We start from the raw sequence: 1,542 nt of genomic DNA on the forward strand, positions 1-1,542 counted from the left end.
GCGCGAGACGAGCAGCACCAGCCCGGCCGCGGCGAGACCGCCGAGGAACGCGACCAGCCCGCTGACCACGAACGGCAGCGAGACGCCGAACGCCGCGACCGCGACGACTGACACGTACGCGCCCGCGTTGACGCCGAGCGTGTCCGGGGCCGCGAGCGGGTTGCGGGCGACCGACTGCAGCGTGGCGCCGGCCATCCCGATCGCCACTCCCGCGAGCAGTGCCGCCAGCAGCCGCGGGATCCGGCTGGCGAGCAGCACCGCCACGGCCTCGCCGCGGGTGCCGTCCTCGTGCGCCCAGGGCAGCACGGCGCGCAGGAGCTCCCCGATGCTCAGCTCGGCAGTGCCCTGCGTGAGGTGCACAGTGGACAGGACGAGCAGCAGCGCGCCGGCGAGAGCGAAGACGCCGGCCGCGCGGAGCGGGGAGCGGGCGGGCGCGCCGCCCTCCGGTGCGGTGGTGACCGCGGGGGAGGACGGCGCGTGCGTCGTGTCGGTCACGGCGTAACCGGTCAGGCGCCGGTCAGCGCGGTGATGAGCGCGTCGATGTAGGCCTGGGCCGACGGCGGCCCGCCGAACATCCAGATACCGTCCGGGAGTCGGTGCAGGTTGCTCTCCTTGACGAAGGGCAGCTGCTTCCACACGGCGTTGCCGGTGAGCGCGGCGACGAACGCGTCACCGCCGTCGGCCTTGTTGGCCACGTACACGAAGGAGGTGGCCGGGTCCTTGATCTTCGTCAGGCCCTCGATGTCGGTCTGCGCGAGGCCGTAGTCCTTGTCACCGCCGGTGGTCCACTGGTTCTTCAGCCCGAGCTCGGCGGCGACCCCGCCGAAGAACGACGTCGGCGTGAACAGCCGCAGGGAGACGGTGCCCGAGTCGATCCAGCCGTCGGCCATGGTGAACGGAGCACCGGCCTTGCCCGCCTGGGCGAGCTTCGCCTTGCCGGCGGCGACGTACGCGTCGAACTCCTGCAACAGCTGCGCGCCGCGGGCCTGGGTGCCGGTGGCCTGGGCCAGCACGGTCACGGTACGCCGCATGTAGCCGATCGGGTCGGTGCCGTCGGAGCCGCGCAGGGTGAGCACGGGTGCCTGCTCGGCGATCTGCGCGATGACGTTCTCCGGCAGATCGGTCGTGGTGACCACCAGGTCCGGCCGCAGCGCGGCGATGGCGTCGAGGCTCGGTTCACCGCGGGTGCCGACGTCGGGCGTCGACGCTTCGATCGGCGCAACGGTGTTGTAGTTGTTGTAGCCCTTGACATCGGCCTGGCCGATCGGCTTGACGCCCAGGGCGACGAGGTTCTCCGACAGTCCCCACTCCAGCGACACGATGTTGCGGGCGGGCGCGTCGAGGTGCACCGGCCCGCGCTCGTCGGTGAGGTCCACCGGGCCGGACGAGGTGGCCGGGCCGGGGCTGCCGGCAGCGTCGACGGCGTCCTCCGTGGTGCCGCAGGCGGCGAGGAAAAGGGCGGTCATCGCGACGGCGAGTGCGCGGATGGCGGGCATGGTCGTTCCTTCTGATCGGGTGGGATGGTCGGTCAGTTCGGGCGGG

General features: G+C 72.6%; 2 protein-coding genes. Both read right to left on the bottom strand.

The features are described from left to right. Positions 1-495: iron chelate uptake ABC transporter family permease subunit (locus AB0C29_RS47820; RefSeq protein WP_360834942.1), on the bottom strand; the 495-nt coding region annotated here is incomplete at its 3' end. An 11-nt stretch (positions 496-506) separates the two neighbouring features. Beyond that, the gene (locus tag AB0C29_RS47825) at positions 507-1,496 is read right to left on the bottom strand and encodes an iron-siderophore ABC transporter substrate-binding protein (RefSeq protein WP_360834944.1); all 990 of its coding nucleotides are present in this window, start codon (positions 1,494-1,496) and stop codon (positions 507-509) included. Positions 1,497-1,542 lie beyond the last annotated feature (46 nt).

Origin of the sequence: Actinoplanes sp. NPDC048791 (genome assembly GCF_040650095.1) — a bacterium.
In the GTDB taxonomy this organism is placed as follows: domain Bacteria; phylum Actinomycetota; class Actinomycetes; order Mycobacteriales; family Micromonosporaceae; genus Actinoplanes.